25 protein-coding genes are annotated in these 22,501 nt (G+C 60.3%); all 25 read left to right on the forward strand.

The window, feature by feature from the left end; genetic code table 11:
- The 25 genes from ACLEJQ_RS18580 (at nucleotide 1) to ACLEJQ_RS18700 (ending at nucleotide 22,477) form a co-directional block, all read left to right on the forward strand.
- A complete protein-coding gene (locus ACLEJQ_RS18580) occupies nucleotides 1-2,049 on the forward strand; it encodes an EscV/YscV/HrcV family type III secretion system export apparatus protein (RefSeq protein WP_440797247.1) in 2,049 nt (682 codons plus the stop codon).
- Nucleotides 2,050-2,061: 12 nt separating this feature from the next.
- On the forward strand, nucleotides 2,062-2,469 hold the full coding sequence (locus ACLEJQ_RS18585) for an Invasion protein B family (RefSeq protein WP_440797248.1): 408 nt from the start codon (nucleotides 2,062-2,064) through the stop codon (nucleotides 2,467-2,469).
- Nucleotides 2,466-3,752, forward strand: coding sequence for a type III secretion system ATPase SctN (gene sctN / locus ACLEJQ_RS18590; RefSeq protein WP_440797250.1), 1,287 nt, complete (start codon nucleotides 2,466-2,468; stop codon nucleotides 3,750-3,752). Before ACLEJQ_RS18585 ends, sctN begins: the two co-directional genes overlap by 4 nt.
- Complete coding sequence (locus tag ACLEJQ_RS18595) at nucleotides 3,736-4,191, forward strand: type III secretion protein (RefSeq protein WP_440797252.1); 456 nt, start codon at nucleotides 3,736-3,738, stop codon at nucleotides 4,189-4,191. The genes sctN and ACLEJQ_RS18595 overlap by 17 nt, the downstream gene beginning before the upstream one ends.
- The gene (locus tag ACLEJQ_RS18600) at nucleotides 4,188-5,033 is read left to right on the forward strand and encodes a SpaN/EivJ family type III secretion system needle length determinant (protein ID WP_440797254.1); all 846 of its coding nucleotides are present in this window, start codon (nucleotides 4,188-4,190) and stop codon (nucleotides 5,031-5,033) included. Before ACLEJQ_RS18595 ends, ACLEJQ_RS18600 begins: the two co-directional genes overlap by 4 nt.
- Complete coding sequence (locus ACLEJQ_RS18605) at nucleotides 5,030-5,947, forward strand: FliM/FliN family flagellar motor switch protein (RefSeq protein WP_440797256.1); 918 nt, start codon at nucleotides 5,030-5,032, stop codon at nucleotides 5,945-5,947. The genes ACLEJQ_RS18600 and ACLEJQ_RS18605 overlap by 4 nt, the downstream gene beginning before the upstream one ends.
- Nucleotides 5,940-6,599 carry an EscR/YscR/HrcR family type III secretion system export apparatus protein gene (locus ACLEJQ_RS18610; protein ID WP_440797258.1) on the forward strand — a complete coding sequence of 220 codons (660 nt, stop codon included), beginning with the start codon at nucleotides 5,940-5,942 and terminating at the stop codon, nucleotides 6,597-6,599. The genes ACLEJQ_RS18605 and ACLEJQ_RS18610 overlap by 8 nt, the downstream gene beginning before the upstream one ends.
- Before the next feature lie 9 nt (nucleotides 6,600-6,608).
- Complete coding sequence (locus tag ACLEJQ_RS18615; RefSeq protein ID WP_109751523.1) at nucleotides 6,609-6,863, forward strand: EscS/YscS/HrcS family type III secretion system export apparatus protein; 255 nt, start codon at nucleotides 6,609-6,611, stop codon at nucleotides 6,861-6,863.
- 3 nt (nucleotides 6,864-6,866) lie between these two features.
- On the forward strand, nucleotides 6,867-7,670 hold the full coding sequence (gene sctT, locus ACLEJQ_RS18620) for a type III secretion system export apparatus subunit SctT (RefSeq protein ID WP_440797260.1): 804 nt from the start codon (nucleotides 6,867-6,869) through the stop codon (nucleotides 7,668-7,670).
- Nucleotides 7,645-8,679 carry an EscU/YscU/HrcU family type III secretion system export apparatus switch protein gene (locus tag ACLEJQ_RS18625; RefSeq protein ID WP_440797262.1) on the forward strand — a complete coding sequence of 345 codons (1,035 nt, stop codon included), beginning with the start codon at nucleotides 7,645-7,647 and terminating at the stop codon, nucleotides 8,677-8,679. The genes sctT and ACLEJQ_RS18625 overlap by 26 nt, the downstream gene beginning before the upstream one ends.
- A 297-nt stretch (nucleotides 8,680-8,976) precedes the next feature.
- Nucleotides 8,977-9,459, forward strand: a complete 483-nt coding sequence (gene sicA, locus ACLEJQ_RS18630; protein ID WP_440797264.1) for a type III secretion system translocator chaperone SicA — start codon at nucleotides 8,977-8,979, stop codon at nucleotides 9,457-9,459.
- A gap of 2 nt (nucleotides 9,460-9,461) precedes the next feature.
- Nucleotides 9,462-11,231: a type III secretion system translocon subunit SctE gene (gene sctE / locus ACLEJQ_RS18635; protein WP_440797265.1), complete on the forward strand. Its 1,770-nt coding sequence runs from the start codon at nucleotides 9,462-9,464 to the stop codon at nucleotides 11,229-11,231.
- A gap of 28 nt (nucleotides 11,232-11,259) precedes the next feature.
- Nucleotides 11,260-12,312, forward strand: a complete 1,053-nt coding sequence (locus tag ACLEJQ_RS18640) for an IpaC/SipC family type III secretion system effector (protein ID WP_440797267.1) — start codon at nucleotides 11,260-11,262, stop codon at nucleotides 12,310-12,312.
- A gap of 13 nt (nucleotides 12,313-12,325) precedes the next feature.
- Nucleotides 12,326-13,423 carry an IpaD/SipD/SspD family type III secretion system needle tip protein gene (locus ACLEJQ_RS18645; RefSeq protein WP_440797269.1) on the forward strand — a complete coding sequence of 366 codons (1,098 nt, stop codon included), beginning with the start codon at nucleotides 12,326-12,328 and terminating at the stop codon, nucleotides 13,421-13,423.
- A gap of 30 nt (nucleotides 13,424-13,453) precedes the next feature.
- Nucleotides 13,454-13,750: an acyl carrier protein gene (locus ACLEJQ_RS18650; protein WP_440797272.1), complete on the forward strand. Its 297-nt coding sequence runs from the start codon at nucleotides 13,454-13,456 to the stop codon at nucleotides 13,748-13,750.
- A 469-nt stretch (nucleotides 13,751-14,219) separates the two neighbouring features.
- Nucleotides 14,220-15,983: a hypothetical protein gene (locus ACLEJQ_RS18655; RefSeq protein ID WP_440797274.1), complete on the forward strand. Its 1,764-nt coding sequence runs from the start codon at nucleotides 14,220-14,222 to the stop codon at nucleotides 15,981-15,983.
- A gap of 354 nt (nucleotides 15,984-16,337) precedes the next feature.
- Nucleotides 16,338-17,519 carry a winged helix-turn-helix domain-containing protein gene (locus tag ACLEJQ_RS18660; protein ID WP_440797275.1) on the forward strand — a complete coding sequence of 394 codons (1,182 nt, stop codon included), beginning with the start codon at nucleotides 16,338-16,340 and terminating at the stop codon, nucleotides 17,517-17,519.
- Entirely contained in the window at nucleotides 17,516-18,010 is a 495-nt protein-coding gene (locus tag ACLEJQ_RS18665) for a transglycosylase SLT domain-containing protein (RefSeq protein ID WP_440797277.1), read from the forward strand. Before ACLEJQ_RS18660 ends, ACLEJQ_RS18665 begins: the two co-directional genes overlap by 4 nt.
- Nucleotides 18,011-18,294: 284 nt before the next feature.
- Nucleotides 18,295-19,470, forward strand: a complete 1,176-nt coding sequence (locus tag ACLEJQ_RS18670) for a PrgH/EprH family type III secretion apparatus protein (RefSeq protein WP_440797279.1) — start codon at nucleotides 18,295-18,297, stop codon at nucleotides 19,468-19,470.
- A 7-nt stretch (nucleotides 19,471-19,477) separates the two neighbouring features.
- Nucleotides 19,478-19,738, forward strand: a complete 261-nt coding sequence (gene sctF, locus ACLEJQ_RS18675; protein WP_042730845.1) for a type III secretion system needle filament subunit SctF — start codon at nucleotides 19,478-19,480, stop codon at nucleotides 19,736-19,738.
- Nucleotides 19,739-19,796: 58 nt separating this feature from the next.
- Complete coding sequence (gene sctI, locus ACLEJQ_RS18680; RefSeq protein ID WP_440797282.1) at nucleotides 19,797-20,105, forward strand: type III secretion system inner rod subunit SctI; 309 nt, start codon at nucleotides 19,797-19,799, stop codon at nucleotides 20,103-20,105.
- Nucleotides 20,102-20,824 carry an EscJ/YscJ/HrcJ family type III secretion inner membrane ring protein gene (locus tag ACLEJQ_RS18685; protein WP_440797284.1) on the forward strand — a complete coding sequence of 241 codons (723 nt, stop codon included), beginning with the start codon at nucleotides 20,102-20,104 and terminating at the stop codon, nucleotides 20,822-20,824. Before sctI ends, ACLEJQ_RS18685 begins: the two co-directional genes overlap by 4 nt.
- Nucleotides 20,811-21,377, forward strand: coding sequence for a secretion system protein (locus tag ACLEJQ_RS18690; protein ID WP_440797286.1), 567 nt, complete (start codon nucleotides 20,811-20,813; stop codon nucleotides 21,375-21,377). The genes ACLEJQ_RS18685 and ACLEJQ_RS18690 overlap by 14 nt, the downstream gene beginning before the upstream one ends.
- Nucleotides 21,349-22,050: an oxygen-regulated invasion protein OrgB gene (locus ACLEJQ_RS18695; RefSeq protein ID WP_440797288.1), complete on the forward strand. Its 702-nt coding sequence runs from the start codon at nucleotides 21,349-21,351 to the stop codon at nucleotides 22,048-22,050. The genes ACLEJQ_RS18690 and ACLEJQ_RS18695 overlap by 29 nt, the downstream gene beginning before the upstream one ends.
- Nucleotides 22,040-22,477, forward strand: coding sequence for a hypothetical protein (locus tag ACLEJQ_RS18700; protein ID WP_440797290.1), 438 nt, complete (start codon nucleotides 22,040-22,042; stop codon nucleotides 22,475-22,477). The genes ACLEJQ_RS18695 and ACLEJQ_RS18700 overlap by 11 nt, the downstream gene beginning before the upstream one ends.
- Nucleotides 22,478-22,501: the final 24 nt, after the last annotated feature.

Below are 22,501 nucleotides of genomic sequence, written 5' to 3' on the forward strand. Positions count from 1 at the left end.
ATGTTCAATGGGTTCTTGCGCAATGTCAGCGCACGTCCGGAACTGCTGATCCTGAGCCTGATGGTGATGATCATCGCCATGCTGATCATCCCCTTGCCCACGGTACTGGTGGACGCGCTGATCGGTCTGAACATCGTCATTTCGCTGCTGGTGTTCATGGGCTCGTTCTACATCGAGCGCATCCTCAGCTACTCGACGTTCCCGGCGTTGCTGTTGCTGACGACGTTGTTCCGCCTGGCATTGTCGATCAGCACCAGCCGGCTGATCCTGAGCCAGGCCGACGCCGGTGAAATCATCGCCTCGTTCGGTGACTTCGTGATCGGCGAAAGCCTGGTGGTGGGCTTCGTGATTTTCTCCATCGTCACCATTGTCCAGTTCATCGTCATCACCAAGGGCTCCGAGCGTGTCGCCGAAGTGGCCGCGCGCTTCTCCCTGGACGGCATGCCGGGCAAGCAGATGAGCATCGACGGTGACCTCAAGGCCGGCGCCATCGATGCGGCCCAGGCCCGGGAAAAACGCAGCGTGCTGGAGCGCGAAAGCCAGTTGTACGGCTCCTTCGACGGCGCGATGAAGTTCATCAAGGGCGACGCCATCGCCGGCATCATCATTATTTTCGTCAACTTCATCGGCGGCATGGCCATCGGTGTCGGTCAACTGGGCATGGACATGTCCACGGCCTTGTCGACCTACACCCTGTTGACCATCGGCGATGGCCTGGTGGCGCAGATTCCCGCGCTGTTGATCGCCATTGGCGCCGGGTTCATCGTCACCCGGGTCAACGGCGACGACAGCAACCTGGGCCGTAATATGCTCAGCCAGATGCTCGGCAACCCGTTCGTCCTCGGCGTTACCGCGCTGCTGGCGGTCGGTGTCGGTCTGTTGCCGGGCTTTCCATTGCTGACCTTCCTGGCCATTGCCAGCGTGCTCGGGCTGGTGGTGTTCGTGCGCCAGCGCAGCGCCTGGCGCCAGGGCTCGGCCGAACAGCGCGTCGAACCCTCTGGCCAGGACGCGCCGCAGGCCGAGTCAGGCCTGCTCGAAGACGTCGACAACATCGCCACGGAGACCGTCGCACTGATGCTTCTGGTGCCTGCGGCACGCCTGCCGGCGCTGGAAAAACAACGTTGGGCTGCGCGCTTTCGCAGCCAGTTCTTCGTCGACTACGGGTTGCGCATTCCCGAACCCCGGTTGCGGGCCAGCGAGGCGCTGCCGGCGCATCAAGTGGCGGTGCTGATCAATGAAGTGCGCGCCGAACAGTTCGACATCCACTTCGACCACTGGCGCCTGCTGGACTATTCGCCCGAGCTTGAGCCCCTGGGGTTCACCCTGGTGCGCGGCACCGACAGCAATCGCCAGGGCGGCGTCTGGGTTGGCGCGGCCGACCGTGAGCGGGTGCAGCAACTGGGTTATCACCTGCGTCCGGCGGACGAGGAGTGCTATCGCTGCCTGGTCACGCTGCTGGCGCGCAACATCCGCGAGTTTTTCGGCGTGCAGGAAACCAAACAATTGCTCGATGAAATGGAAAGCCGCTACCCCGACCTGCTCAAGGAAGTGTATCGCCACGTCACGGTGCAGAAGATCGCCGAAGTACTGCAGCGCCTGATCGGCGAGCGCATCTCCGTGCGCAACATGAAGCTCATCCTCGAATCGCTGGCCCACTGGGCCTCCCGGGAAAAGGACGTGCTGGCACTGGTCGAGCACGTGCGCGGCGCCATGGCCCGCTACATCAGCAACAAGTTCGCCCAAGGCAACGACCTGCGCGTGCTGCTGTTGTCGCCGGAGTTCGAAGAGGTGGTGCGCCGGGGTATTCGCCAGACCTCCGGCGGCAGCTTCCTCAACCTGGAACCGGCCGAATCGGAGGAACTGATGGACCGCCTCAGCGTCGGCCTGGACAGCGTGCACATCGCCCACAAGGACTTGGTGCTGCTGTGTTCGGTGGACGTGCGGCGCTACATCAAGAAGCTGATCGAGGGCCGTTTCCGCGAGCTGGACGTGATGTCGTTCGGCGAAATCAGCGAGACGGTTTCGGTCAATGTCATCAAGACGCTTTAGGGAAAACTGAACATGATCTCGACGAATCTTGCCGGTCTGTTACGCCAGGCGCTGTGTCACAGCGGTTGCGTGGACAATCAGATCGGCCATTTCGACAGCCACAGCACGATAGAAATGCAGATGAAAAACCTGCCTGATATCAATGTCGCGATGGTGAATGGCGATGTATGGATCTGGGCTGCAGTCGCCGACGCGACCCCACAGGTGTTCAACTATAGCGCCTTTGAACTGATGCAGTTCTTGCTGGAAGGCAATGCTTTTTCCCGCACCGGGCAATTGCACTTGTGCGAGGTCGAAGGGCTGTTGGAGTTGCGCTTGATGGCCAATAACTTTGCCCTGAGCGATGCCGGGCATTTTGCTCAAGCGTTGGACGCCTTCGTGCTGGCCATTGAAACCCTGTTGGAAATCCTGCGTCGATGAACCTGCGCCTGGAACGACACGCCGCGCACCCCTTGCGCCTGAGCGGCCCGTTGATCGAGGCGGCGCTGGAGGCGGTGGTGGTCGGTGAGGTCTGTGAAGTACGCCGCCACTGGCGTTCGCCCCAGGTGACAGCCAGGGCCCAGGTGATCGGTTTCAAGCCCGGGTCGGTCGTGCTCAGCCTGCTGGGCGATGCCAAGGGCTTGTCTCGGGAGTCGATGATCGTGCCCACTGGCGCGACCCTGCAGCTAACTTGCAGCGATGCCTTGCTCGGCAGCGTGGTTGATCCTCAGGGCAGGGTGGTCGAGCGCCTGGCGCCGTCGACGGCGGTCGCGCAGCGGGACTGTCCGGTGGATGCCGATCCACCGTCGTACCAGCAGCGGCGCCCGGTGGCCGAGGCTTTGCCCACCGGCATCCGGGTCATCGACGGCTTGCTGACCTGCGGCATTGGCCAGCGCATCGGCATTTTCGCCGCTGCCGGTTCCGGCAAGACCACCTTGATCGACATGCTGATCGAGCACACCGACGCCGAGGTGTTCGTGATCGGCCTGATCGGCGAGCGCGGGCGTGAGGTGACCGAATTCATCGCACACCTGCGTCAGTCGCCCAAGCGTGCGCGCTGCGTGGTGGTGTACGCCACTGCGGATTTTTCCTCGGTGGATCGCTGCAACGCGGCGCTGAAAGCCACCACCATCGCCGAATATTTTCGCGATCAGGGGCGGCGCGTGGTGTTGCTCCTTGATTCTTTGACCCGCTACGCCCGCGCCCGCCGCGACCTGGCCCTGGCGGCCGGTGAAGCGCCGGCGCGGCGTGGCTATCCGGCCTCGGTGTTCGATGCCTTGCCGCGCTTGTTGGAGCGACCTGGGGTGACGGCTTCAGGGAGTATCACGGCCTGGTACACCGTCCTGTTGGAAAGTGACGATGAGCCGGATCCGATTGCCGAGGAGATCCGCTCGATTCTCGACGGCCACATCTACCTCAGTCGAGCCCTGGCGGCCAAGGGGCATTACCCGGCCATCGATGTCTTGCGCAGCGTCAGCCGCGTGGCAATGCAGGTCACCACGCCCCAGGTCCAGCAACTGGCGGCGTCGACCCGAGCGCTATTGGCGCGTCTGGAACAGCTGCAGGTTTTTCTCGACATGGGCGAGTACAGCCCAGGTGTAGACGCGGCCAACGACCAGGCGATGCAGCGTCGAGAGGCGCTTGAGCAATGGTTGCGCCAGCCCACGGGTGAACGTTGTGAGCCGGACGAAACCTTGCGCAGGCTGCATGAACTCGTTGGCTGAGCGGCGGCGCCTGTTGGCGTTCAGTCAATTGCGCCGCCAGCGTGGCGAGCAGGCGGTGTTGCGTGCCCGACAGCAGTTGCAGCCACTGCTGCTGGAGCGCTGTGGCTTGGAGGAGCAGGACGCGGCGCTGCAACGTTTACTGGCAAGCCACCGGGCCAACGATTGCGTGCTGGACCACGGACAGTTGCTGACGCTGCTGCGGACCCAGGCGGTCATTCGCCGGCGGATCGACCTGTTGCGTGTCGAACGTGATCGGGTGGATCAGCAATATCGGGTGCTAGAACAACACTTGCAGCAGCTGCACGAGCAACTGCGCGGGCTGCTGCGAAGACACGACAAGTACGAGCACGCTGTCCGGCAGGCGTTGCGCTTGCAACGACTCGAGGCGGTTCGCCGGGAAGAACGGGAATTGGAAGAGATGATGAGTGTGTGGCGATGAACGAGTTGTCCCTGCTGCCGGCTCGACCGGTCCAGGCCCTGGATCCGGTCGGTGATGAGCCGATGGATGAGTTGCACGACAAGCTGGTCCCGGTGCAGGAGGATCAATTGCCACAAGGCGTATTGGACTTGGTGGTTACGCTGATTCGACCGCATCGGGCCGCGCTGCAAACCGCTTCTGCGCTCGCCTGGCCTTCGACGCGCAGTGCCCAGGGGACGGAGAACGCCGCGCCCGATGGGGCGCGACCGAGTGCTTGGGGTGTGAAGCTTATCCCTGTTCCGTCAGCACGCTTGCCGGTCGATCAGCGGATGCATCCGTTGGTGCCGCAACGCTTGGACCTTGCCTTGTCCATCGGTGAAAAAACAACGCCATCTTCGGTGCTGTCTGAACCAACACCGTTGGATTTGTCGAGCGATACCCCGTTGCGGTTGTGGCCCGGCGTCGATGAGCTCTTACCCCAAGCGTTGGCGAACTTTCCGGGCGTGCGCTCTGCGCAGCCGGTTGCACCCACAGTTGCCACGTCCCCCGTGGCGTCACCGGCGCAACCGCTCGAACCCACGGCCGAGACGTTGCCCGCGTCAGAGCGCGGATGGCTGCAAGTACCGTTCAACAATGGAGTCGCCAGCGGCCAGGTGACGATCAGTCGGGCCGTCGAGGAGCCCATTCGGAACCTGACCCTCAGCCCCAGCAATGCCCAGGTCCTGGAACAACTCAGGGAGCCTTTCGCCCAGGCCCGCGAGTCCGCCTGGCGCCTGGTGGAGCGTGACGGCGAGCAGTCGCGCCAGGGCGAGCGTCAGCCACTGGATGAGGACCTGGATGAACAGGCCGGATCTTTCCCATGAGTGGATTGCAGCTGCGACGGGTCGATCCTTTGGCCCACACGCATGCCCAGGCCATCCAGCGCTGGCGGCATGCCGGCAGTGACGCCGGTATGGGAACGCTGCCGGTGCGACCCGGTTACTTGCGGTTTTGCGCCCAGGTTGATAGCGGGTGCTGGCATGGGTTGGTCATGGCTCGGGATTGGCTGCATCGGTCGCTGCCGACGCTGCGTTCGTTGCTGCTGCATGAATGCCCATTGCCAAGCATCGTCGAGCTGTTCCGCGCGGTGGCAAGACCGTTGCCATTGCCCGTGGACGAGTTGCGTTACAGCAGGCTGTCGGACATCGAGCCGGTGGCCCCGGCGCAATTGCCGGTCAGGCAGTTGCCCTGGCTCGAAACGCCCCAGGGCAGGCTCTGGCTGACCCGGTTACCGATCCCGGACGCGACGCAGGCGCCCCTGCGACTCGATCCGTGGCTGAACAGCCTGCCGATGCACCTGGTGCTGGCCCTGGGCACCAGCCAGCTCAGCGGTGCGGATCGGATGCGCTTGGCCGAGGGCGATGTCCTGCGTATCCAGCAGCAAACCCGCCACTGTCTGTTGGCCGAGCGATGCCTCGGCGTCTTCACCTTTACTCATGAGGGTCTACACATGCAACCGAGCGATGCCAGTCCTGAAGGGGCGGAGCCGCCGACGGTCGATGTCGACCTGGGCACGCTGCCGGTGCGCCTGGAGTTCGTGCTTGCGACTCATCAGGTCGATCTCGCCACCCTCGCGCAGATCATCGCCGGGCAGTTGATCCCGTTGGCGGAGGATGCGGCGCAACACATCGAAGTCAGGGCCAATGGCAAGCCTGTCGCCCAGGGCGAACTGGTGCAGCTGGACGGACAGCTGGGCGTCGAGTTGCTGAAGGTCTATCGGAACAGCGCCGATGAATGACGTCTCGTTGATCGCGCTGCTGGCGTTCGCTTCGCTGCTGCCGTTCCTGGTGGCGGCGGGCACGTGCTATCTCAAGTTCTCCATCGTGTTCGTCATCGTGCGCAACGCGCTGGGCTTGCAACAGGTGCCTTCGAACATGGCGCTCAATGCGATTGCCTTGATGCTCGCGGTGTTCGTCATGACACCGGTGGTCAAGCAGGGCCATGACTACTACAAGACCGAGGCGGTGAGCTTCACCGACATCGAGTCGGTGGTGGATTTTGCCGAGAACGGCCTGGGCAGCTACAAGGATTACTTGCGCAAGTACACCGACCCGGAGCTGGCGCTGTTCTTCGAGCGGGCCCAGGCGCTCCAGGGCGAAGACGACGTCGGCTTGCCCGAGGATGAACAGCTGTCGCCGTCATTGTTTGCGCTGCTGCCGGCTTATGCCTTAAGTGAAATCAAGAGCGCCTTCAAGATCGGTTTCTACCTGTACCTGCCTTTTGTAATCGTCGATCTGGTGATCTCCAGCATCCTGCTGGCCCTGGGCATGATGATGATGAGTCCGGTGATCATCTCGGTGCCGATCAAGCTGGTGCTGTTTGTCGCGCTGGATGGCTGGGCGCTGTTGTCCACCGGTCTGGTCAAGCAATACCTGACCTTGCTGGCATAGGCGCAGGCGATGAACGAACTGGTCTATGCCGGCAACAAGACCCTGTATTTGATTTTGCTGATGGTGGCGTGGCCGATTATTGTCGCCACGGTGGTCGGCCTGGTGGTCGGGTTGATCCAGACCGTGACCCAGTTGCAGGAACAGACGCTGCCGTTTGGTTTCAAGCTGGTGGCGGTGGCCGCGTGCCTGTTTTTGCTCTCGGGCTGGTACGGCGAAACCCTGCTGGATTTCAGTCGTGAAGTCATCCGCCTGGCGCTGGGCTAGGCGATGTCGGTGACATTGTTTTTCGACCTGTATGCCTGGTTCGCCGCAGCCGTGCTGGGTGTGGCGCGACTGGCGCCGATCTTCTTCATGCTGCCGTTCCTCAACAGCAGCGTGCTGACCGGTGTCGCACGCCAGGCGGTGATGGTGTTGGTCGCGCTGGGGTTCTGGGCCTACGTCGATGGGCCGTCCCTGGCAGTCGACAGCGTGGGTCTGCTCGGCCTCATCGTGCGCGAGGCGAGTATCGGCGTGGTGCTGGGGGTGCTGTTGTGCTGGCCGTTCTGGGTGTTGCATGCCATGGGCAACCTGATCGACAACCAGCGCGGGGCCATGCTCAGCAGTACGGTGGATCCGGCCAACGGCGTCGACACTTCGGAGCTGGCGAACTTCCTCCAGTTGTTCGCGGCGGCGGTTTATCTCGAAGGCGGCGGCATGCTGTTGATGCTCGAAACCGTTGCCCGCAGTTACCAGGTCTGTTCGCCGGCCCACGGCTGCGAGCTACATTTGTCCGCCCTGCACGGGGCGCTCGATGGGCTGGTGAGCAAGACCCTGGTAATCAGCGCACCGGTGGTGGCTGCGTTGCTGATCAGCGAAGCCTTGCTCGGTCTGCTCTCGCGCTATGCGCCACAGATGAACGCCTTCTCGGTGTCGCTGACGGTCAAGAGCCTGGTGGCGCTGGTGGTGTTGATGCTGTATTTCGGCGTGCACCTGCCGGATGAAGTCCTGCGCATGGGCACGACCTCCAAGGCGTTGGCGGATTATCTGAGCGGGGCGGAGGGTGGGCATGTCGTCCAGCGCCTCGAAGACTGAAAAGCCCACCGCCAAGCGGCTCAGGGATGCCGCACGCAAAGGCCAGACGTTCAAGGCCAAGGACCTGGTGATCACCTGCCTGACCCTGTGTGGCATCAGCTACATGGTGTTCAACAGTTCGCTGGGTGACGTCATGCAGGTTTACCGGCGGATCATCGCCAGCGATTTTGACGCTGACCTGCAAGCCTACTCGGCGATGCTGGTGCTGGTCGGGCTCAAGGCGTTGCTGCCGTTGCTGCTGGTGTGCGTCTTGACCAGTGCGCTGCCGGCGCTGTTGCAAAGCGGTTTTGCATTGGCCAGCGAAGCGTTGAAGCTGAATTTCGGCGCATTGAACCCGATCAACGGCTTCAAAAAGCTGTTCAGCCTGCGCACGGTCAAGGACACGTTCAAGGCGTTGTTGTACCTGGGCAGTTTTGCCATGGCGCTGTGGATCGTCTGGGTTACCCAGCGGCAATTGCTGTTCGGCCAACTGTTCGCCCAGCCCGCGGCGCTGTTCCAGATCTGGGGGCATTTGTTGCTGGTGTTGGTGCTGGCCTTCCTCGCGTGTGTCCTGCTGATCGTCGTGCTCGATGCGCTCAGCGAATACTGGTTGTTCATGAAAGACCAGATGATGGACAAGGACTCGGTCAAGCGTGAACACAAGGAGCAGGATGGCAACCCGCAGATCAAGGGTCGCCGCCGCGACCTGCACATGGAGCTGTTGTCGGAACAGGTCAAGTCCGACGTGCGCAGCTCGCGCATGATCATCGCCAACCCGACCCACATCGCCATCGGCGTGTATTTCCGTCCGGAAATCACTTTGCTGCCGTTCATTTCTCTGATGGAAACCAACCAGCGCGCCCTGGCCGTGCGGGCGTATGCCAAGGAGGTCGGGGTGCCGGTGGTCAACGACGTGGCCCTGGCCCGGCGCATCTTCAAGACCCACCAGCGCTACAGCTTCCTTCAGGTGCAGGAGATCGAAGAGGTGCTGCGTCTGTTGATCTGGTTGGAGCAGGTGGAGCAGGCGTGAGGCCGAAGAATGCACAGCACAAACTGGAGCTTGCCCCGACCCGTGGCGAGGGAGCTTGCTCCCGCTGGGGCGCGCAGCGGCCCTGAAAGCTGGCGGCGCGGTGGGGCAGGTTGATCGAGTGAGCCTCAAGAGGGGCTGCAGCGCAGCCCAGCGGGAGCAAGCTCCCTCGCCACAGGAGCAGTGTTCGACAGTGGGCTGGTGCCAAGGCGAATGAGCGCTATTTGGCAGCGTGGCTGGCTGCATTCTTGGCTCAATGCACAGGTCAGCGACGCTGGCGTTTTTTCAGGAGTGTGGCCGATGAGTCGCAACAACAAACAAGACGAGCAGGTGGCACTGGAGGTCGTGGACGCCGTGCTGGGTGGCGCGGCGTTGAAAGACGTGCAGGGCCTCAGCGACGAGCACATGGACGGCCTGTATGCCTTCGCCTTTCAGTTCTACGAACAGGGACGGCTGGACGATGCGGAGAAGTTCTTCCACTTCCTGTGCATTTACGACTTCTACAACAGCCATTACTGGATGGGACTGGCGGCGGTGCACCAGCTCAAGCAGAACCACCAGAAGGCCATCGACCTGTATGCGATCGCGTTTGCCCAAGGCAAGAACGACTACCGGCCGATGTTCTACACCGGTCAGTGCCATCTGGCCCTGGGCAAGATCGGCAAGGCCCGGCTGTGTTTCGAATACGTGCTCGAACAGGCCGCGCAGGACGATCTGCGCGAGCAGGCCAAGGCGTATCTCGACACCTTGGCCAACATGGAACCGCATTGTTCGGAGGACTGAACATGACTGACATAGGCATTACCCGTAGCCCCCTGTTCCCGGGTGGAATGAGCCGCACCGAGGCTTTTGAAAAATACGGACCTGCTGCCAGCAAGGCCGCCAGGACCGCGGATTATCAGGAAGCCGGCCGCAAAGCCCTGGCGGACTTGATGTCAGTGAAATACGAAGGCCGTGCCGGTTCGTCTCCCGTCGGCACTGGCCGGCCGGTGCTGCACGCGCCGCCGCCACGGGCCGATGGCAACCAGCACCAAACCAATGGCGACCTGTTCACGCTGTTGATGGCGATGATCAGTGAGCTGATCGGTGAAGTGGACGTCAACAAACTGAAGAACCGCCTGGCGATGCTGCAGAGCATGGCCAGCGCTCGGCAACAAGGGCTGGAAAACCTGTCGGCCGATTACGCCGCGGCCCTCCAGGCCTGGGCGGCAGCCGAAGGACAGGTCGGCAGCAGCCAGGAACACCTTGAGCAATTGCATGAGCGGGTCGTGCATCTGCAGGGCTTGCTGGCCGAAAGCGAAGCCCGGCTGGCGCAGCTGGACCCTGAGTCCGCCGAATACGCCCTGGAGCTGGCCCGTCGCGACCAGCTCAAGGGCGAGCTGGCCGGCCACACCCAGGCTTTCAATGCGGCGACCGAGGCCCATCTGAAACTGATCGGGATCGCCAATGCCTTTGCCAACGCCCTGAGCGGCGTGGTCAACCGGGTGGTGGCGTCCGGCATCAGTGGCCCCGCCACCCAGGACACCGATGAGAAAGCCCTCAGCAGCAGTGCATTGGCATTGCTCAATCGCCTGAAGATCATCGAGTTGCTGGGCGAGGCGGCGCAGAACAAAGAGGAACTCAGCCAGGAGCTGTTCCAGGAATTGCAGGTCAAGCTTCAGGAGCACATGAAGCGTGAGTCGGATAAATACCTGGAAGAAGTCCGCAAGGCCGAGGCGCTCCAGAAAACCATGGGCTGCATCGGCAAGATCGTCGGGGCGATAGTGGCCACTGTCACTATCGTTGCCGGGGTCATGACCGGCAACTTGCCGTTGATCGTGGTCGGGGTGGTTGGCATGGTTGTGATGTTTGCCGATGTGGTGGTAGAGGCAAAAACCGGCAAGTCGTTCATGGCCGAGGCCATGAAACCGTTGACCGACGCGATGCAGGAAGCCATCAAGCGCTTCACCGAGCTCTACACCCAACTCTTGATCGATTTCGGCGTCGATCCCGAGAAGGCCCGGGATATCGCGCAGATCGCCGGCATGATCCAAGGCGTGATCTCGACCCTGGCGGCGCTGGCCCTGGTTGCCATTGTCGGGGTGCAGGTGATCGGGCCAGTGGTGAATGCCGTCGCCTCGAAACTCGCCTCGGTGGCCTCCCAGGCGGCGCCCGCCGCGATGCAGGCCATGAAGCAGATGGCGTCGTCCGTCGGTAACACCCTGACGCAAGCGCTCACCCAGCTCCGCGGGTTCATCACCCACGGCGCCGACCCGGTGACGCTGGCCCGTTATGCCGCGAACCTGGAGATCGCCCAGGCCCTGACCGAATTCGGCAACGTGGTAGTGCAGGGCGGTTTGCAGATCCAGAGCGGCAAGCACCAGGCCCAGGCCGCCGTGCACCTGGCGGACGTGCGGGTGCGCATGGCGATCAGCGAGGAAATCAGCCGGTACCTGACCCAGGTGGTCGAGGACTACGGGCAAGCGATGCGCGACAGAACCCGACAGATCGAACAGGTCTTCGCCGACCTGCAACGCAGCCATGCCGTGAGCCTGAGCATGGTTCGGCATGTTTGAAATCAATCACTGACCCCAGGTATCCGAGATGATCAATCCTTACGCTACGACCGGGATCGCCCCTGTACGGGTCGATGCCAACCCAGAGCACCCGTCCAAAACCTATCGCTCCGATTCCGCGGTGTTCGACGCGGCCACCGCCAGTCAGGTACTCAAACGCGACAGCTTCATCGCGGCGACTGAGCTCGAACGCAGAATCAACGCCTATCAGCTCACCGAAGCGGATGGGCAAGACTTCCTGGCGGCCTCGATGATGCTCAGCGACGAAGTGCGCAACGAACTGATCTTCGACCCCGGCGCCTGGGAAAAACACGCCAACGTCCTGGTGGCCGCGATCATCGCGCTGAACATCGCACGCGTCGCCAATGCGCAATTGCGCGGTCATTTCACCGTCATGGCATCCGACGCGGCCAAGGCGCAGGGCAGGGCCATCGTCGAATCCGGCCAGGCGGCGCTGCACAGTGCCATCACCGCAGCCGTGGTGTCCGGCGCCGTCGCCGGTTTTTCCATGGTCAAGACGCTTCACGGGCAGGCCTTGAAACACGCCGACATCGGCCTGCACAGGCGCAACGCCTTGGATGCCGGCAACCTCGAACGCGACCTCAAACTGCAGCGCCACCGGGATGACTGGGACCCGAAGACCACCTACAAGATCAACACCCTGGATGATTTCGCCCGTCCGACAACCGTCGATTTCAAACCCAAGGGCGCCACCCTGACGGCCCAGGAACAGGCCTGGTTCGAGGGCGAAATCCTCAAGGCCCAGAAGGTCGGCCAGACCTCCGATTGGCTGAGCCAGATGGGCAGCAAAGGCATCGAGAAGAAACTGGAAATCGGCCGCGCCCTCGGCGCCATGTCGATGAACTTAAGCCAAGTGGTGGCCAACGTGGTGCGCCTCGCCGAGCACGCCGCACGGGAGCGGGAAGTACTGCAGCAGAGCGCGCAGAACAGCCAGAAGAGCCTGGCCGATGAAGTCGCGCAGAAAGACGCGGCCGAAGCGGCGTTGTTGCAGAAGCTGATGGACATGGTGATGCAGCTTTTCCAATCGCGCAGTGACGTTATTCGCGCTGTGACGGCTTGAGCAGGAGAGAAATATGGAAATCACGAAATTCATACCGACGCCAGTCGTATTGCTGCCCAACGTAGACGCTATGGTCGATGCGCCGTTGCTGTCGGAAATACCCGCTGAGATTCAAACGGTCAGCTCACTGACGCAACTTCTTGATCGGTCCATGAATGCAATGAATCGCAGTCTCGCCAATATGCTCAAGAGCCCATTCAACGCCAAGTCGCTGGAAGGCATGACCACCGAGTCCGTGGCGCAACGGTTTATCCCGGAGCTACTCGAGCAGATCCACGCCAAGCGCGATCGCGCGCAAATGTGGGCCCAGCGAGCCCACCAGTGTTGCGCGGTGATGAGCCACGGCATGAAGTCCACGCTTCTGGACGAAAGTCGAATGCGTCAGCTCAACGATGAACAAGGCGAAATACTGCGCAGCCTCAAGCAAGCCTTGGAGCGGGACAAACCTCTCGAAATAGCGGAGGCCCTGGATGTCGGGATCAATTCCTCCAATGACTTCTTCGAGAAACTGCTGGAGCTGATCGACCTGATCAAGAACGGCTACCTCGCCGGCTACGAACACATCATCGCCGCCTATTCGGACTTCTTCGCCGACTTCAACGCCGAGATCACCGCGCAGATGAAGGACTGGATCGAGGGCGCGAACGACGGCAAGGACGTCAAGCTCGATGCCGGTGCCTTGCGCGCCGCCCTGACCCGGCTGATCGACAAATACAGCCATCCCAACCCGGCCTCCATACTGTTTCCAAAACCCGGGGAAGGCGGCGCCAGCAAGGACGAAGCGGAGAAATGGCTCAAGGCCCTGGGCCTGCCCGGCAGGTGTCTCAAGCCAAACGGTGACGGCACCTGGTGCGTGGTCATCGACCTTGACCCGCTCAACCTCATGAAGAGCGGCCTGCCCGCCAGCGGCGGCACCGTGACCTGGGACACCGCCAAGTACAACCAGTGGCAGACCGGCTTCAACGCCCAGGAAGAACGTATGAAGAACCTGCTGCAGTCGTTGACCCAGAAGTATTCGAATGCCAATGCCTACCACGACAACTTCAACAAGACGCTGTCGGCGCATTTGAATCAGTTTGCGGATATGTTGCGGGCGATGTTGAATTTATAACGGGCTGACGGGGGCTCGATGAGCGCATCGATGACTGACAAGTGTGTAGAGACTGGCGTGATCAGCCTGCTGTCCCGCTGTTTTCCGAGCCGGCATGGGGAAGTAGCCGGTCACTCGCGGCTGGTGGAGGACTTGCAGATGGACTCTGTGGACATTGTTGAAGTGGCCATGATGATTGATGACGTCTTCTCTGTCGAGCTGTCTTCGGATCAGGTAGCCGGGTGGCGGTCTGTTGGTGATGTCGTGGGCTCTGTCCAGACATTATTGGTGGATCCAACGAATCAAGAAATAAGTTTATGCCTGGCGAAGTGTCGAGGAAGTGGCTAAGCGATTTCTGGATTGTTGTAAAAATATTTCAAGTAAGGGGTAGTTAAGTTTTTATGTTTCGCCATTTTTTACGGGGAAGAATGTGACGCGAGCCGGTTTGTTGTTGAAGGAAGTATGTGAGTTTTTGAATATAGAGGTCCAGGATTGTAAGTTTGGTATGGTGCTGGTTGGACGGGATGAACAAAGGTGGATTATCGAGGTTTCGTCGTTTGATCAATGTTTAACTATTTATAGTGAGCTGGCATCATCTGTTTCGGAAGAAATGTATTACAAGTACTACCTAAGTTTAAATGCTAATAGGAAAGTTATGAAGGGGGCTTGGGTAGGGGTAGGGGGGGATGAGGTTGTGAGGCTTTATTATCGTACAGCAACTGAGTGTCTGACTGCGTTGCAAGTAGTTGAGGTTTTACAATATTTAGTGTATCTGCATCGATATATATCTAATGGTAAATTGCAGGGGTAGAAAAAAGTGCCAAATGTCATCGGTATGTTTATTAACACTGCTGTCGGCGCTGAAAGGATAGGGAAAAGTGATTTTTCTCGTGATCCTAATCAGCTATTTATAAGGAGTGAGCCAGTGTCTCCAGTAACAGAGGGCGAGACGGAGTTGCTGGAGTTTGATCTCGGTAGTAATCAAGAGAAATTTACTGCAGGTTGGAAATGTGTATCTTTTTTCGATACTGAAGGTTCAGAGGATGGCGATGGGATTTTTTTTGGAGAGCCAAAATTAGAAAGGGGTGAAAGGAAGAGCTTTTTGCATAATCTATATAAAGATTCCACGTGCAATAGTCTTGGTGTCCGGCGGGAAATTGGAATGGAAATGCTCAGGCAGGCTAGGCAGGTTAGTAGTAAGTTGGATTCAGTGCTTTCTAAGCAAGCAATAATTGATAATCAGTTTTTTTGTATTGATGATACGACTTTGCAAGGTAAGGCGTATCTCCATTCGCGTGATGTCGCGTACCAATACGTATTATCTAATCCAGAGGAGGATATTAACGTTTTTTTGCCTGGATACGCCACTGGAGATAGATACAGTCTAATTTTCGCTGCGCTGATCGAGCCTCGGCTAAAAATTTCTATCGCTTTTACGGAAGGGGATCCAAAAGAAAAGACAAGCGCGGAGGAAGCTGTTCGCGTAATTGAGAAAGCATTATTGGTTAGTGGAGAGCTAGATCCAGGTCGACGCGTCTCATTGCACTCATATAAAGGTGAGAGTTTGAAGTCGGCGCGGGAGACTTTGGATGAGAGTCTAACTCGAGCTGATTTTTTGCACACGTCAGGTTGCTCATCTCCGTTGTCAGATTTTGCAGATAATGCGGCGCATATGTTTCATGTGTCTGTAACGACGGAAATTATAAATCAGTATTTTCGTAGAGAGGATGAGTTAGGGGTAGACGAAAAGCACAGGATGTTCAGAGAGAAGTTGGGGGCGCTGGTATCCTTGGAAGATAAGCTGGTTATTGATGGTCTCGTGGATAGCGTTATTAAGCACCAAGGCATCAAAGAAGGCTCTGTGGCATTGTGGATTGCGGACCGAGCATATGCCAATGAGCGAGAGGCGGAGGCTATCTCAAGACCTTTTATGTTTGAATTAATAGCTGAGGCATTAGAGAAAAGTGGTAAGGATGTCTATTTTGTTGCGGATACATACCTCAATAATGCAAAAAATGTAAATGGCGTGGAAGTGGTGGCGAACCGCCAACCCTACCGGCCATTCGCTAGGCCTCATGTCGGGCAGTTTTGGTCTGCGGAAGTTGATGGTGAGCGATTACTAGCTCCTCGAGAAAATCAGTGGTATTTCATGAATCGTCTTTTGGAGACTGTAGGAGGAGGTGTAATCGGTATAAGAAGTGGTGCTTTAGAGCCCTTTGCATTGATGGGGCATAACATCGTTTTTCTTGAACATAAGGGAATGTTTACCCCGGAAAGACATGCCAGCTGGCAAGGTAGCATCCCATATAATAGATTGATAATAGAAAATACGACTGGCTATTTGAAGGGGAATACGGAGTTAAAGTTAAGTAATATGATTAGGGAGAATTTATCGCGGGTTGTCCTGGAGCGGCGAGCAACGGAGGTAGATAGGGCTAATGTTCGAGATACTCAAGAGCGAATTGATTTTATTTTGGATGATATTCGTGAAGGGCAGATATCTGGTCAGGAACTTGAATTGCTTGTTGCAATGACGGATGGTGGGACAGCTATTGATGCAATTAAAAGGGTTTGGGCGTAGGAATGCTCAATAGTAAGTTCTGTATAAGTTGTAAGCTGATTACCGTTCCTTAGCTTCACTGGCGGTAGCTCGGTGACTCATTCTATGAGTTAGTCGTGAAATTTGCCATGGAATTTTCCTACAGTCTGCGACTCCGTTTCTTCGGTTGTAAATGTCTTGTGTCCTACGGAATCCCCCCACACATGTTCCTATAGTCACGCAGCTCGTCATCCCGAGCCTGCCCACCCGGCAGGCTCGAACGCGCTTCAGTCACTTTCTATAGAGAAGTCTCAGGGTATGGACAGTACAACTGATCGAACGCCGGGCAAGTCATTCGTTTTTGACCGCTGGCTATTGCAAAGCGATGGAACGCTGATGCGAGATGGACAAGGAGTTCATGTACCACCCAAAGAATTGCTAGTCCTGCGTTTGTTACTGAATTCGGCAGAGACCGTCGTCAGCAAGGATGACCTGCTGGATTATGCCTGGCCGCGGATGGATGCCGCAGAGGAGTCGTTGACTCGCTGTGTCTATGCGCTGCGCAAGTTGCTCCAGGACAACAAGGATTACATCGCAACGGTGTATGGCCAGGGGTATCGGTTTACGCAACCGGTGGTTGTGCTCGATGCCTCGGAGCCGGTGAAGACGGATGCGCCGTCGCTGGCGGTTCTGCCATTTCGTAATCTGGACGAGACAGCCGCGCTGGATCTGCAGGACAGGGTGATCCGGCAGTTGAGTACCGCGTTTGGCGAGGCTTTGCATGTGATGCCATCAGGGGTGATCGCGGCGTGTGGCGCATCGCCAACTGTGCATTCGTTGGTCGAGTGCTTGTCGGTTGATTACTGCTTGAGTGGGCGCCACATCGGCTCGGGCGGGCAGCGACATTGGTCGGTGGAGTTGATTCGTGGCAGCGATCAGGCGCTGCTCCATGGGCAGACGCTGGACGCTCATGATCCTGGCGAGGCTTTGGGTGCATTGACGTGTCTGGTGGCCCAGCGCGTGGCGGGCTTGCGCCCGATGGGTGACCGTTGCGGGTCTTATCCTGTTGCAGTGGCTTATCTCAGTGGGCTATTCAATGTGCAACAGCACACCGCACAAAGCCTGCGTGATGCCGCTGTGCTGTTCAGGCAATGCGTAAAGCTCGACGCCGGCTACGCGCCGCCCTGGTGTGGCTTGGCGGATGTCTGGTTGGGGCAGGCGATGATGAATCTGGGCGATCAGGAACGGGCCATCGAACAGGCGCATTCGGCGGTTTCTAAGGCATTGAAGCTGGACCCCGGCAGCATCCCGGCATTGACGCGCCTGGCCTTGCTCACCAGTTTGCGCGGATGCGAACAGGCGGCAGAGGTGTTGTTCCAGCGCTGCCTGTTATCCGCCGATCGGGCTGACGTGCTGTTTTTTCAGGCCTGGCATCATTGGGTCTGGGGGCGCAACCAGCAGGCAGCGCGAATCATCTGGCAGTGTCTGGAGCGTGATCCCGATTGTGTCCGGGCACAGCTTCTGCGGGTGCGCATTGACGAACAGCTGGCGTGGATCGGGGAGCGACGTCTGGCATGACGGGGTGCACGTCGAAGTGGTGGTTCCTGCCGATCTGTCTTGGGCTGAGCCTTGGCATAAGCCAGGCCCAGGCCGGGTGCTGGAGCAGGGCGGGGCAGGTGCACGCCATCGAGCCTGAGCTGCTCCAGGCCATTGCCGATGTCGAGTCGGGGCTGAAACCGGACGCAATCAACCACAACCGCAACGGCACCCGCGACATCGGCCTGATGCAGATTAACAGCATCCATCTGCCGCGCTTGCGCGCTCAGGGCATTACTGAGCAGCGTCTGCTGGAGGAACCGTGCCTGTCGGTGGAAGTCGGGGCATCGGTGCTGGCCGGATTCATCGCCCGCTACGGCTACAACTGGACGGCGGTCGGCGCCTACAACGCCGGCAATTCACCCCATCGCCAGGCTGCGCGTCTGCGCTATGCGCGCAAGGTCTGGCAGCGTTATCAGGTGCTTATCCAGGGCCAGCCAGGGCGACCTGCGACCGATGCAGGGGGTGGATAGCATCCTGTGGCGAGGGAGCTGGCTCCCGCTGGGGCGCGAAGCGGCCCAAGAACCTGGTGACGCGGTTTGACAGCCTGTCGAGTTTTTGGAGGGGGCTGCTGCGCAGCCTGACGGGAGCAAGCTCCCTCGCCACGAGGTGCCTGTCGCACGCCCATGTCATGTCATGAAAAGGTCGGCTCGGGATTCTGATCGTTCGTTGTGCACTATCGGCAGATTTCGATCAGGAAGGCTGACTTCGGGCTTTCTACCATGGCGGCTCATTTGACTGCTCTGGAGTTTGGCTGGTGACAGTCCCGACGGCCTCCACGCTACAGCCCTGCGTCTTGCGGATACTCAATGGTCCGTTGCAGGGTTGCGAGTTCGCGCTTGGCGAAGGCAGCACGGTGTTCGTCGTCGGCGCGGCGGAGCTGTTGGGAGAGGGCGCGCTTTCAGCCAGTGTGCCTGCCGAGGCCATTTTTATTCCGCTGGAGACCGGTGGCAGTAACTTCGAGGTGCTGGCCGACCAGGCTACGCCACAAGGCGTGCCATTGCGGGTGCTTGGCGAATCGGTCGAGGTTCGTCACGCGGCGTTCCAGGCCAGGGTTCAGGTCGGTGGCTTGCATATCGCGTTGCGTCCAGAGGGGCAGGCCTGGGCGCCGGAGCTTTTCCATCGAGCACCCGCTGCGCCCGGCCACGCTGCCGCACCCCTGGCGTGGCGCAGCCCGCGCACGCTTTGGGTCGCCTGCGGCCTGGTGCTGGCGACGCTGGCGGTTGCGCTCGGCGTGGGAGTGCGACCGGGGCCGACGCCTGAGACCGCCGTCCGTGCCCTGATCGCCGGCGCCAGTGCCCAGGTACAGGTGTTGGGTGGGCGCGACGAGGCGGTGTATGTGCTTGTCTCCAACGAACGCGATGCCGGCTGGAGCCGTCAGGTGCTGACGCGCCATCCCGGCCTGAATGGCACGGTGCTGGTGATGGACCAGGAGCGACGTCGGCTGGAGCAGATGCTGACTGACTATGACCCGCAACTGGCCTGGCATGTTCTGGACCTCAAGGACCCGTCTCTGCCACGTCTGTCGCTCAGTGCACAACGCAACCTGCTCACGCCCGACAGCCAGGCACGGCTGCTCGAAGCGCTGCTCGCGGCGGCGCCGTATGCCCGCGATGTCGTGATGCAGATGCAGGATGACGGGGTTCTGGCCGACCTGGCCCAGGGCGGTCTGCAACGCCTTTCGCTGGCCTTCAGCCGGGTCGAGCATCGCGACAGCGTCACGTTTGCCGTCCAGGGCAACTTGCAGGATGCCGAGCTGGCTGCGGCGCGCCAGTACGTCGACGATTTTTACCGGCAGTGGGGGGATCGCTACGTGCACTTCACCGTCGAGCTCAAAGACGACGCGCTCAAGGGCAAGTCGTTTCAAACCGGCCCGCAGGGCTACGTCAAGACGGGGTCTTCGTCCTGGCATTTTCTAAATCAGACAGAGTAGGTGACGCATGGCTGGTATCGGACTCCCCATCACATTCCCCGATGACTTTCTCGGTGAGCAGGCCGCGGCATTCGAAGAGGGTGCGAAGAAACTCAAGGAAGCCTTGGACGAAGCGCTGGAGAAGCTGAAAAACGATGCGTCCGACCCCGGCCTGCTGGCGGCCTACCAGACGGCATTTTCCTCGTACACGGTCTTTCGCAACGCCCAGACCAACACGATCAAGGGCTTCAAAGACATCGACATGGCGATCATCCAGGCAGCGCGCTGACGCTTTCTCTTTCGGCTGGCCATCGCTCGTGACGATGGCCCTTTCAGGAGGGCACCGTATGCCTTTGCAAGGTCTTTATCCGTCGGCCATCGAGCCGTTGGCCGTCGTTGAATTGCATGGCCCCCAGGAGGGGCCGATCGTTTCGCTGGAGTCGCGACTGATCGACAGCTACGCCCGGTCAGCCGTGGACAGCGGGCAGGACGTCACTGCGATTGGTGAGTTGCTGCGCCGCCCCGACATCACCGACCCTGACGTGCTGGCCCGGCTGCAGGAGCTGACCGGACAGTACAACGTCGACATCAACTTGCTCAACGTGATGGTGCGCAAGGCCGTAGGCACCGCAGAAACCCTGTTGCGTGCGTCATGAGAACGGGCCTTTGTTGCGTGTTGCTGTGCCTGGTCCTGGCGGGGTGCCGCCAGCCGAGCCTGCTGGAGGGGCTGGACCAGCAACAGGCCAACGAAGTGTTGTCGGTGCTGCAGCGCAACAATATTGCCGCGGTGAAGGTCGACACGGGCAAGACCGGTTACGCGGTGAAGATCGATCCGCTGGATTTTGCCGCTGCCGTCGACCTGCTCAATCTCTACGCGTTGCCCTCCAGGCCGCGCCTGCAAGTTGCCCAGATGTTTCCCGCCGACGCGCTGGTGGCGTCGCCCCGCGCGGAAAAGGCCCGGTTGTATTCGGCGTTGGAACAGCGTGTCGAGCAGTCGCTGGGTGTGCTTGAAGGCGTGGTGTCGGCGCGGGTCCACATCAGCTATGACCTGGACGCCGGCGAGGGCGGGCGCAAGGCTGCGCCTGTCCACCTTGCGGCGGTGGTACTGCATGAACGCGATGTCGAGGGGCAATTGCTGATCAACGACATCAAGCGTTTTCTCAAGAACAGTTTCGCTGCGGTGGACTACGAGAACATCTCGGTGGTGCTGTCCCGGCGTTCGCCGACCCAGCACGTTGCGCCGTCGCGGCTCGCGGCCCAGGGGTATTCGCCCTGGCCGTGGTTGCTGGGGGTGATGAGCGGATTGCTGGTGGCCGGTGGGGCTGCCTGGCTCTATCACTTTGCCGGGGTGAGGCGACGTGATGTCGGACGTTGAATGCCTGCGGCGCATTCTCGCCGAGCCGTTGGCTTACCTGCACCCGCAGCGCCTGGTGATCCCCCCTGCGTTCGAGGGCGACGAGGCGCGTCGCCTGCTCAATGGCATGCTGCGCGACGGGCTGGCGCTGCCTGTGACGTTGCCTGCGACAGCGCTGGGCGGCGTGGTGAAACAGTGGGTTCGTCACTGGCGGCAACTGCCCTCTGTCGCGTTGCTGATGGGCGCCAATCGGCTGTTGCCTATGTTGGCGCGGGGCGCGGCGTGGCGTGGCCTACCGGCGTCGGTGCGGCGGTTCGCCGGCTGTCGCCTGGGCGCACGCGGCGGCCTGCCCGTCGAGGCACTACCGGTTTCAATGGCGCACGTCGAAGCGGCCGGCCTCAATGCGCTGTGGGGGTGGCACCGCCAGGTTCCGCCGTGGCTGCTGGAATGCCTGGCCTTACAGTTTTCCGAATCGGTCGTGGGCTTGCATCGGCAGTGGCCGGTCCCTGAGCCGGACCCGACGCTCTTCTTCATGGCGGTGCAACATGCTCGACTCGATCCGATCACTGACTGACCTGCCCGACGGCGAAGACGCGCACCTGGCCCGCGAAGACATCGCCGCCGCCCGCCGCCGTCGACGCCTGCAACTGGAAGCCCAGCGCCGGGCCCGCGAATGTGTCGAACAGGCACGGCGCGAGGCCGAAGCGGTGCATGCCGAGGCATTCAGGCAAGGCTATGCCGAGGGCGTCCTGCGGGCGGTCGGGCATCTGGCGGAGGGGTTGTCGAGGTCGCAATCGCTAGGCCTGCAATTACGTAACGCGCTGGCCGAGGCCGCTCGGGATTTGCTCGCCCAGGCCCTGGAGCAGCCCCAGTGGCTGAACGAAATGCTCCAGCGTTGGCTGGTTGCGCAACCGGGCGAGACGGGTGCGGTATTGCAATTGCTGTTGCCAGCGCATTGCCGAGAACGAGGTGATGAGTGGCGCGAGCGCCTGCGTACATTTTGGGCCGGAGGCCTGCTCGTGGAGTACCACCTCCAGAACCGCTACGTGCTGCGACTTGGCGATCAGTTGCTGGAGTTCGACGTTGAAACCACCCGACAACGGCTGGAGCCCCGGCTGTTGGCCTGCATCGAGCAGTTGCCGGCGTCGGTTCACGTCCTGGACCAAGGTGCGCTCCAGGCACTTGAAGCGTTGTGCTCAAGCTTCACCAAACAGGTAGCCGACGCGATGGATGACCATGAGGATTGAATCCACGACCGCTCCAATTTCTATCGATCGCAGCGCGGTGCCAGCGGTGCAGACCCTGGAGGCGCGCCTGTTGGCGGCCCGTCAGGAGGCGAGCCAGGGCAAACGTCCGGACCCTGAGTTCGAGCATCTGTATCAGTTGCTGCTGGCGATGGAAGGTCAGGGGGAGAAGGCCATTCATGAGTTTCTCCGCACCCTGCGGGGAGCCGACGGTGAAGCGGCGGCCTATCCCACCGCGCAGGCGCTGATGGCGGTCACGTTGCAGGTGCTGGTTCGACTGAAGGAGCAGGGGTTGGAGAAGTCGCAACTCTACAGGGAAGTCAGCGGTGCCAATGGCTTGGCGTTCGCGGTGGATCTGTTTGTTAAAGGGTTTATGCGGGACGTGTTTCAGCCTATGGGGGATGAGGCTTGGGAGGTGAGTGAGTGGTGAGGAAGTTTTGATGGTTTATACGAC

Source organism: Pseudomonas sp. SMV71, from assembly GCF_052042015.1.
Taxonomy (GTDB): domain Bacteria; phylum Pseudomonadota; class Gammaproteobacteria; order Pseudomonadales; family Pseudomonadaceae; genus Aquipseudomonas.

Excerpts from the sequence above, each read along its gene's own strand:
- sctI (WP_440797282.1), top strand. The coding sequence starts at position 19,797 with ATGCCTTTGCAAGGTCTTTATCCGTCGGCCATCGAGCCGTTGGCCGTC.
- ACLEJQ_RS18650 (WP_440797272.1), top strand. The coding sequence starts at position 13,454 with ATGACTGACAAGTGTGTAGAGACTGGCGTGATCAGCCTGCTGTCCCGC.
- ACLEJQ_RS18580 (WP_440797247.1), top strand. The coding sequence starts at position 1 with ATGTTCAATGGGTTCTTGCGCAATGTCAGCGCACGTCCGGAACTGCTG.
- ACLEJQ_RS18605 (WP_440797256.1), top strand. The coding sequence starts at position 5,030 with ATGAGTGGATTGCAGCTGCGACGGGTCGATCCTTTGGCCCACACGCAT.
- sctF (WP_042730845.1), top strand. The coding sequence starts at position 19,478 with ATGGCTGGTATCGGACTCCCCATCACATTCCCCGATGACTTTCTCGGT.
- ACLEJQ_RS18660 (WP_440797275.1), top strand. The coding sequence starts at position 16,338 with ATGCGAGATGGACAAGGAGTTCATGTACCACCCAAAGAATTGCTAGTC.
- ACLEJQ_RS18615 (WP_109751523.1), top strand. The coding sequence starts at position 6,609 with ATGAACGAACTGGTCTATGCCGGCAACAAGACCCTGTATTTGATTTTG.
- ACLEJQ_RS18625 (WP_440797262.1), top strand. The coding sequence starts at position 7,645 with ATGTCGTCCAGCGCCTCGAAGACTGAAAAGCCCACCGCCAAGCGGCTC.
- sctT (WP_440797260.1), top strand. The coding sequence starts at position 6,867 with ATGTCGGTGACATTGTTTTTCGACCTGTATGCCTGGTTCGCCGCAGCC.
- ACLEJQ_RS18595 (WP_440797252.1), top strand. The coding sequence starts at position 3,736 with ATGAACTCGTTGGCTGAGCGGCGGCGCCTGTTGGCGTTCAGTCAATTG.
- ACLEJQ_RS18645 (WP_440797269.1), top strand. The coding sequence starts at position 12,326 with ATGGAAATCACGAAATTCATACCGACGCCAGTCGTATTGCTGCCCAAC.
- ACLEJQ_RS18700 (WP_440797290.1), top strand. The coding sequence starts at position 22,040 with ATGAGGATTGAATCCACGACCGCTCCAATTTCTATCGATCGCAGCGCG.
- ACLEJQ_RS18685 (WP_440797284.1), top strand. The coding sequence starts at position 20,102 with ATGAGAACGGGCCTTTGTTGCGTGTTGCTGTGCCTGGTCCTGGCGGGG.
- ACLEJQ_RS18695 (WP_440797288.1), top strand. The coding sequence starts at position 21,349 with ATGCTCGACTCGATCCGATCACTGACTGACCTGCCCGACGGCGAAGAC.
- ACLEJQ_RS18665 (WP_440797277.1), top strand. The coding sequence starts at position 17,516 with ATGACGGGGTGCACGTCGAAGTGGTGGTTCCTGCCGATCTGTCTTGGG.
- ACLEJQ_RS18610 (WP_440797258.1), top strand. The coding sequence starts at position 5,940 with ATGAATGACGTCTCGTTGATCGCGCTGCTGGCGTTCGCTTCGCTGCTG.
- sctN (WP_440797250.1), top strand. The coding sequence starts at position 2,466 with ATGAACCTGCGCCTGGAACGACACGCCGCGCACCCCTTGCGCCTGAGC.
- ACLEJQ_RS18640 (WP_440797267.1), top strand. The coding sequence starts at position 11,260 with ATGATCAATCCTTACGCTACGACCGGGATCGCCCCTGTACGGGTCGAT.
- ACLEJQ_RS18600 (WP_440797254.1), top strand. The coding sequence starts at position 4,188 with ATGAACGAGTTGTCCCTGCTGCCGGCTCGACCGGTCCAGGCCCTGGAT.
- ACLEJQ_RS18585 (WP_440797248.1), top strand. The coding sequence starts at position 2,062 with ATGATCTCGACGAATCTTGCCGGTCTGTTACGCCAGGCGCTGTGTCAC.
- sicA (WP_440797264.1), top strand. The coding sequence starts at position 8,977 with ATGAGTCGCAACAACAAACAAGACGAGCAGGTGGCACTGGAGGTCGTG.
- ACLEJQ_RS18690 (WP_440797286.1), top strand. The coding sequence starts at position 20,811 with ATGTCGGACGTTGAATGCCTGCGGCGCATTCTCGCCGAGCCGTTGGCT.
- sctE (WP_440797265.1), top strand. The coding sequence starts at position 9,462 with ATGACTGACATAGGCATTACCCGTAGCCCCCTGTTCCCGGGTGGAATG.